Below are 7,491 nucleotides of genomic sequence, written 5' to 3'. Positions count from 1 at the left end.
CATGCGCTCGCGAGCGCCGAGAAGCTGCCGCTGGCCGAGGTGCTGGCCGAGCCGCTGGTGATCTTCCCGCGCCGCATCGTGCCTTCGCTGCACGACGCGGTCTTCGCGCTCTACCACGCGGCCGGGCGCGCGCCGCAGCTGGCGCAGGAGGCGATCCAGATGCAGACCATCGTCAACCTGGTTTCGGGCGGCATCGGCGTGGCCTGGGTGCCCGAGAGCGTCACGCAGTTCCGCCGCGCGGGCGTGGTCTACCGCGGCGCCGACGAGTTCGCGCCCGTCGGCCGGCGCCGCGCGGTGCCGGTGCTGCCGCGCTGCGAAACCAGCTTGGTGTGGCCATCCGAGGCCGACAACCCATCGCTCGAGCGCTTCATCGCGTTCGTGCAGGAGCGCCAGCCGGCGGCCGCGCGCGGCGCGAAATAGCGGCGGGAGCGGGCGGCGGTCCGTCGAGGGCCGAAGCCAGCAGCGTCTCGAGCCAGCCCGCGAAGGCCTGCATGCGCCGCGACAGGTTGCGCCGATGCGGATACACCAGGTGCACCGGCAGCGGCTCGGCGCGCGCGTCGGGCATCAGCTCGACCAGCTCGCCGGCCGCGAGCTGCGTGCGCACGTCGTACAGCGGGATCTGGATCAGCCCCAGGCCCGCGAGCGCGCAGGCGATGTAGGTCTCGGCGTTGTTGGCCGTCACCTGGCTGCGCATGCGCAGCGAGGCGGTCTCGCCGTCGCGCTGCCATTCCCAGGGCGCCGCGCGGCCGCTGGTCGGCGAGGCGTAGTTCACCGCCAGGTGCTGCGGCAGCTCGGCCGGGGTGCGCGGCGTGCCGTGCCGTGCCAGGTAGGCCGGGCTCGCGCAGTTGACCAGCGTGAAGTGCCCGAGCGGTCGCGCCACCAGGCTGCTGCTGGCCAGCGGCCCCACGCGCAGCGCGCAGTCCACGCCCTCGTGCACCAGGTCGACCGCGCGGTCGCTCGAGCCGAGTTCGAGCTCGAGCGCCGGATAGCGCGCGAAGAAGTCCGGCAGCGCGGGCGCGATCAGCAGCCGCGCGATGCGGCTGGGCACGTCGACCTTGAGCCGCCCGCCCACGCTGCCGTGCGTGGGCAGGAACTGCTGCTCGAGGTCGTCCATGTCGGCCACCAGCGCGCGGGCGCGCTCGAGCAGCACCTCGCCGTCGGGCGTGAGGCCCACGCGCCGGGTGGTGCGGTGGAGCAGCCGCGAGCCCAGCCGCGCCTCGAGCTGCTGCACCGCGGTCGAGATGGTGGCGCGCGGCAGGCCGAGGCGGTCGGCGGCGCGCGTGAAGCTGCCGGATTCGGCCACGCGCAGGAAGACCTGGAGGAGGTCGATGCGGTCCATGAGAAGGGTCCGGGTGTAGCGCGAGGCGGCCGATTATGCGGAGATTTCCAAACAGTCTAGCCTCGAATTGCCTATTTATCGGCCGTCTGGCGATCAATACACTGCGCCTCGTGTCACACATCAATGGCTTTCAACCAAGGAGATCCCCATGTCCGCACGCACATTGAAGAACAAGGTCGCCGTCATCGCCGGCGGCGGCAAGAACCTCGGCGCGCTCGTCGCCGAACAGCTGGTCGACGGGGGCGTACGCGGCGTCGCCATCCACTACAACAGCGACAGCTCGCGCGCCGATGCGGAGAAGACCGCCGCCGCCCTCAAGGCCAAGGGCGCCGACACCCTGCTGGTGCAGGGCGACCTCGCGGTGGTCGAGAACAACGTCAAGCTGTTCGACCAGGCCGTCAAGCAGTTCGGCCAGGTCGACATCGCGATCAACACCGCGGGCGTGGTCATCAAGAAGCCGATCCTCGACGTCACCGAAGCCGATTACGACAAGAGCTTCGACGCCAATGCCAAGGCCGCCTTCTTCTTCATCCAGCAGGCCGGCCGCACGCTGGCCGAGGGCGGCAGCATCGTCACGATCGTGAGCTCGCTGCTCGCGGCCTACACGCCGTTCTATGCGATCTACCCGGGCTCGAAGGCCGCGGTGGAGCACTACACGCGCGCCGCCTCCAAGGAGTTCGGCGACCGCGGCATCTCGGTCAACGCGATCGGCCCGGGCCCGATGGACACGCCGTTCTTCTACGGCCAGGAGAGCAAGGAGGCGGTGGACTATCACAGCAGCGCCGCCGCGCTCAGCAAGTTTTCGAAGAAGGGCCTGACCGACATCGAGGACATCGCGCCCATCGTGCGCTTCCTGGTCACCGAGGGCTGGTGGATCACCGGCCAGACCATCTTCGCCAACGGCGGCTACACCACGCGCTGACGCATCGCACCGGACTAGCGATGCATACGCTCATCGTGATGGGCAGCGGCTTCGTGCTGCTGGCCCTTTTTCTGCTGGCCGGCCGCGTGCTGGGCGGCAGCGGCGACGCGGCCCTGAGCACGGCCGCGATGTGGTTCGTGCCGGCCTGGTTCATCGGCGCCGGCATCAACATGGCGGTGGGGGTGATCGAGGCCGGCTACAGCGTGGCCGAGGAGCTGCCGATCTTCCTGCTGGTGTTCGCCGTGCCGGCCGCGGTGGCCGGCCTGGTGTGGTGGAAATTCGGGCGCTGAGCGCCTGAGGGCGGCGGGGCGCCGGGCCGCGTGCCCGGATGCCCCCACGCCCCCGGCCGCGTCATGCGGCGCGGGCACAATCCGCGGATGCTCATGTATCCGCAGATCAATCCCATCGCCCTGCAGCTCGGGCCGATCGCCATCCATTGGTACGGCCTGACCTACCTGGCGGCCTTCGCGCTGTTCTACTTCCTCGGCACGCTGCGGCTCAAGCACGAGCCCTACCGCAGCCTCGTCGGCGCCGGGGCCTGGCAGCGCAAGGACATCGAGGACATCCTGTTCCTCGGCGTGGTCGGCGTCATCGTCGGCGGGCGGCTCGGCTACTGCCTGTTCTACCGGCCCGAGTTCTACCTGTTCAATCCGCTCGAGATCTTCAAGGTCTGGGAGGGCGGCATGAGCTTCCACGGCGGCATGCTCGGCGTGATCGCGGCCATGGTCTGGTTCGCGCGTTCGCGCGCGCGGCCGTTCTGGCAGGTGATGGACTTCGTTGCGCCCTGCGTGCCCACCGGCCTCGCGGCGGGGCGCGTGGGCAACTTCATCAACGGCGAACTCTGGGGGCGCTTCAGCAGCCCCGACCTGCCCTGGGGCATGGTGTTCCCGCAGAGCGGCTCGATGCTGCCGCGCCATCCCTCGCAGGTCTACCAGTTCTTGCTCGAGGGGCTGCTGCTGTTCGTGCTGCTGTGGCTCTACGCGCGCAAGCCGCGCAAGCAGGCCCAGGTGTCGGCCGCCTTCCTGGTCGGCTACGGCATCTTCCGTTTCATCGCCGAGTTCTTCCGCGAGCCCGACAAGATCTTTGCCCACCCGGGCAACGAGCTGGGCCTGCGCGCCCTCGACCTGAGCCAGGGCCAATGGCTCTGCGTGCCGATGATCCTGGGCGGCATCGCGCTGTGGGTCTGGGCCTCGCGCCGCGAGCAGGCCGTGCCGGTTTCGAGCAAGGCCTGACGCCGCACCGGGCGCCGGGGAGGGCGGGGCACCCCCGTCCGGTCCCTCACCCGCTGCTCCCCCTGCGTGCCGCACTGCCGGCCACGCAACCTATCGTCTGACCAGGGTAAGTCCGGAGCCCCGCGTTTCGCGCGCGGCCCTTGCGCTGCTTCGCATCCAGGCTCAGAATTACGCGTAATTACAGGAAATTACGCGATCGAATCCGCCATGCGCCTGGTCCACAACTCCCTGCACGACGAAGTCGCCACCACGCTGCGCGAGCAGATCTTCGACGGCACCCTGGCGCCCGGCAGCTTCGTCGACGAGATCGCACTGTGCGAGCGGCTGTCGATCTCGCGCACGCCGCTGCGCGAGGCGCTCAAGGTGCTCACGGCCGAGGGCCTGCTGCGCCACGAGCCGCGCCGCGGCTGCTTCGTGCGCGAGGTGACCGAGCGCGACCTCGACGAGATCTTCCCGGTCATCGCGCTGCTCGAGGGCCGCTGCGCCTTCGAGGCGGCGCGCAACGCCAGCGATGCCGAGCTGCACGAGCTCGACGCCCTGCACGAGCGGCTGGTGCGCCACGCCAAGGCCAAGCGCATCAACGACTACTACGCCACCAACCACCTGATCCACGAGGCCATCATCCAGCTGGCCGACAACAAGTGGCTGGCCCAGGTGATCGGCGACCTGCGCAAGATCCTCAAGCTCGCGCGCCAGCAGCAGCTGCATGCGCCGGGCCGGCTCGAGCAGAGCCTGTCGGAGCATCTCGCGGTGTTCGCGGCGCTCAAGGCGCGCGACAGCGAAGGCGCCGATGCCGCGATGCGCACCCACATGACGCGCCAGCGCGAGGCGCTGCGCGAGGTGATGCGCAACCAGCAGAAATCGCGGGTCATGCCATGAAGCGCGCCGCCACCTCTTCTTCGTCTTTTTCTTTCTGCATGGGAGTGCATCCACGATGAGTGCGACCGAATGGTTCCAGGCGCGATTGCGCACGGGCGACAAGAACGAACGCAAGGTGCCGGTGGCCTCCGACGCCCCCACCAAAGGCGCCGCCAAGTCCGCGCCCAAGCCCAGCGCCCGCACCACCGCCGAACGGCTCGAGGCCACCCTGCGCAAGGCCGACGAGGCGCTGTCGCCGCGCGCGCTGCGCCGCGTGCTGGCCGCCATGCAGTCGGTGATCGACCCGCGCGTGAGCGAGGTCGAAGGCGGCCGCCGCGCCCATGCCATCGCGGTCGAATACGCCGCCGCCACGCCCGAGGAGCGGCGCGATTTCTGGGCCCTGATGAGCGAGCATTTCGCCGCCGACGCACAGAAGCTCAAGACCGCGCGCGACCAGCACCAGGCCGCCGTCGGCACGCCCGACGAGGGCCAGGCCGAGCTCAAGCTGCGCCGCGCGCTGGTGTCGCCGCGCATGCGCCTCTTGCAGCGCTTCGCGGTCGAGCCCGCGGGCATGCGCTTCCTGGTCGACCTGCGCGCCGAGCTGCTGCCCGGCCTCAAGGGCGACCGCCGCCTGCTCGCGCTCGACGCCGAGCTCGAGCAGCTGTTCTCGACCTGGTTCGACGTCGCCTTCCTCGAGCTGCGCCGCATCGACTGGAACTCGCCGGCCTCGCTGATCGAGAAGCTGATCCGCTACGAGGCGGTGCACGACATCAAGAGCTGGAACGACGTGAAGAACCGGCTCGACGACAGCGACCGCCGCTGCTACGGCTTCTTCCATCCGCGGCTGCCCAACGAGCCGCTGATCTTCGTCGAGGTGGCGCTGGTCGACCGCGTGAGCGACGGCATCACGCCGCTGCTCGACGAGGCCGCCGTGCCGGTGCCGCCGGCACGCGCCACCACCGCGATCTTCTATTCGATCAGCAACACGCAGAACGGCCTGCGCGGCGTGAGCTTCGGCGACTCGCTGATCAAGCGCGTGGTCGAAACGCTGCAGGACGAGCTGCCGCGGCTCAAGACCTTCGCCACGCTGTCGCCGATCCCGGGCTTTCGCACCTGGCTCGCGAAGAACGCGCCCGACATGGTCGCGCGCCTCGACGAGAAGCGCGCCGCCGAAGTCGGCCGCCTCGTGGGCTCGCTGCCGCCCACGGCCGACCGGCTGCTGGCCGCCGTCGATGCCGCCGCGAGCCTGGACCCCAAGTCGCCGCTGCGCCAGTGGCTGCTGCAGTGTGCGGCCGAATACCTGGGCCGCTCGCTGGTCGACGGCACGCCGGCTGATCCGGTCGCGCGCTTCCATCTGGGCAACGGCGCGCGCGTCGAGCGCCTCAACTGGGCCGGCGATCCGTCGCCCAAGGGACAGAAGCAGTCCTATGGCCTCATGGTGAACTACCTATACGATCTCAAGCGTCTCGACCGGCACCGCGACTGGCTCGCGCAAGGCAAGGTGGCCGTGTCGGGGGACGTCGACAGTCTGTTTTTCAAGAAGGCCTGACCGGGCCCCAAGCCCGGCGCACACAGCGCCGGCCGTCGCTTGCGCGGCGATCCACAACGACAGGAGATGAGACAGATGAACCAGAGTTTTCAGCGGCGCGACGTGTTGCGCCTGGCGGCTGCGGGCGCGGCGGTTCTTTGCGGCGGCGCCGCGACCGCGCAGAGCAACTGGCCGACCAAGCCGGTCAACATGATCGTGCCGTTCCCGGCCGGCGGCGGCACCGACGCCTTCGCGCGTCCGCTGTCGGGCCAGTTCGCCAAGCTCACGAGCCAGACCCTGGTGATCGACAACCGCGGCGGCGCGGGCGGCACGCTGGGCGCGAGCATCGCCTCCAAGGCGCCGGCCGACGGCTACACGCTGTTCATGGGCGCGGTGCACCATGCGATCGCGCCCTCGATCTATCCCAAGCTCGACTACGACATCGAGAAGGACTTCGTGCCGCTGATGCTGCTGGCCAACGTGCCGCAGGTGGTGGTGGTCAACCCCAAGCGCGTGCCCGCCACGACCATCCAGGAATTCATCGCGCTCGTGAAGCGCAGCCCCGGCAAGTTCAACTACGGCTCGGCTGGCGCGGGCACCTCGCACCACCTGGCGGGCGAGCTGTTCAAGATCCAGACCGGCACCTTCATCACCCACATCCCCTACCGCGGCGCGGGCCCGGCGCTGGCCGACCTGATCTCGGGCAACGTCGACCTGATGTTCGACGGCCTCGGCTCCTCGGCGCAGCACATCAAGAGCGGCCGCATCAAGGCGCTGATGGTCGCGGGCGCCAAGCGCAACCCGGCCTTCCCCGACGTGCCCTGCGCGGCCGAGGTGGGCCTGCCCGACTACACGGTGACCACCTGGTACGGCCTCTGGACGCCCAAGGGCACGCCGGCCGACGTGCAGGCCAAGGTGGTCGAGGACATGAAGAAATCGCTCGCGAGCGACGAGCTCAAGGCCATCTGGGCGCAGAACGGCTCCGAGATCCCGAACCTGACCATGGCCGCGTACGGCGGCTTCGTCAATTCGGAGATCAAGCGCTGGGCCGCCGTGGTCAAGGCCTCGGGCGCCAAGCTCGAATGAGCGCGGGCAGCGTCAGCCTGCGCCGCGAGGGCGCGCTCGCGTTCCTCACGCTGTCGAACCCGGCGCGCCTGAACGCGATGACGCGCGCGATGTGGCGCGAGTTGCGCGCGCTGGTGGCCGGCCTCGGCGCCGACCCGGCGCTGCGCTGCGTGATCGTGCGCGGGGAGGGCGGCGCCTTCTGCGCGGGCGGCGACATTTCCGAGTACCCGTCGTTCCGCTTCGAGGCCGCGAGCCTGCGCGAATTCCACGAGAACGAGGTCTGGGCCGCGCTGCAGGCGCTGCTCGACTGCCCGCTGCCGCTGGTCGCGCAGATCGAGGGCGCCTGCATGGGCGCGGGCATCGAGATCGCGAGCTGCTGCGACATCCGCCTCGCGGGTACCTCGTCGAAATTCGGCGCGCCGATCGCGAAGCTCGGCTTTCCGATGGCACCGCGCGAGGCCGCGCTGGTGCATGGCGCCATCGGCGACACGCTGGCGCGCGACATGCTGCTGGCCGCCGGCGTGCACGACGCCACGCGGCTCTACCA

9 protein-coding genes are annotated in these 7,491 nt (G+C 70.0%); 8 read left to right on the top strand and 1 reads right to left on the bottom strand.

The genetic code is table 11. The annotated features are described in order from the left end of the window. Positions 1-420 (top strand): LysR substrate-binding domain-containing protein (locus AC27VN_RS26910; protein ID WP_490878507.1); only part of this gene is annotated, 420 nt, incomplete at its 5' end. Here AC27VN_RS26910 and AC27VN_RS26905 read toward each other — a convergent pair. After that, positions 368-1,339, bottom strand: coding sequence for a LysR family transcriptional regulator (locus tag AC27VN_RS26905; protein WP_093342388.1), 972 nt, complete (start codon positions 1,337-1,339; stop codon positions 368-370). The two genes, AC27VN_RS26910 and AC27VN_RS26905, sit on opposite strands and share 53 nt — an antisense overlap. Positions 1,340-1,487: 148 nt before the next feature. Here AC27VN_RS26905 and AC27VN_RS26900 point away from each other — a divergent pair, with 148 nt between their 5' ends. The 7 genes from AC27VN_RS26900 to AC27VN_RS26870 all read left to right on the top strand — a co-directional run. Next, on the top strand, positions 1,488-2,261 hold the full coding sequence (locus tag AC27VN_RS26900; protein ID WP_093342386.1) for an SDR family oxidoreductase: 774 nt from the start codon (positions 1,488-1,490) through the stop codon (positions 2,259-2,261). Positions 2,262-2,281: 20 nt separating this feature from the next. Next, positions 2,282-2,551 carry a hypothetical protein gene (locus AC27VN_RS26895; RefSeq protein WP_208513143.1) on the top strand — a complete coding sequence of 90 codons (270 nt, stop codon included), beginning with the start codon at positions 2,282-2,284 and terminating at the stop codon, positions 2,549-2,551. Positions 2,552-2,638: 87 nt separating this feature from the next. Further along, positions 2,639-3,493, top strand: coding sequence for a prolipoprotein diacylglyceryl transferase (lgt, locus tag AC27VN_RS26890; RefSeq protein WP_093342382.1), 855 nt, complete (start codon positions 2,639-2,641; stop codon positions 3,491-3,493). A gap of 207 nt (positions 3,494-3,700) precedes the next feature. Further along, positions 3,701-4,372, top strand: a complete 672-nt coding sequence (locus AC27VN_RS26885; RefSeq protein WP_057594552.1) for a GntR family transcriptional regulator — start codon at positions 3,701-3,703, stop codon at positions 4,370-4,372. Between the two features lie 55 nt (positions 4,373-4,427). Further along, a complete protein-coding gene (locus AC27VN_RS26880; RefSeq protein ID WP_490878506.1) occupies positions 4,428-5,900 on the top strand; it encodes a malonyl-CoA decarboxylase in 1,473 nt (490 codons plus the stop codon). A 75-nt stretch (positions 5,901-5,975) separates the two neighbouring features. Then, a complete protein-coding gene (locus AC27VN_RS26875; protein ID WP_398497050.1) occupies positions 5,976-6,965 on the top strand; it encodes a Bug family tripartite tricarboxylate transporter substrate binding protein in 990 nt (329 codons plus the stop codon). Then, positions 6,962-7,491: enoyl-CoA hydratase/isomerase family protein (locus tag AC27VN_RS26870; RefSeq protein WP_490878505.1), on the top strand; the 530-nt coding region annotated here is incomplete at its 3' end. The genes AC27VN_RS26875 and AC27VN_RS26870, both read left to right, overlap by 4 nt.

This window comes from Variovorax sp. 20P10.2.4, assembly GCF_058244205.1.
This window is presented reverse-complemented; position numbering and strand designations above follow the sequence as displayed.